Origin of the sequence: Rothia sp. HMSC076D04, from assembly GCF_001814645.1 — a bacterium.
In the GTDB taxonomy this organism is placed as follows: Bacteria; Actinomycetota; Actinomycetes; order Actinomycetales; family Micrococcaceae; genus Rothia; species Rothia mucilaginosa.
The window spans coordinates 440,134-440,388 of record NZ_KV817369.1; positions in this window are offsets into that span (position 1 = coordinate 440,134).

Genomic DNA, 255 nt, shown 5'->3' on the forward strand with positions numbered 1-255 from the left:
CCCCTCCTCTAAGGGGAACGCAGGGGGTTTCTTTATGCCCGGATTCTATGGACGCCCGCCCGGTGACGAAACCGCTTGCGGGTCGCGTGGGAACCCGTATAGTGGGAACTGTCGGCGGTACCGCACACCGCCCGCGCCCTAGCAATAGTGCCGTATAGACGGCACCGGGGGAGTGAGCACCGCCGATGTGGGTACACATTTTTGCATATTATCAAGGAGGCTCCCCATGAGTAGCGAGATCGCAGAAGAAGCTTA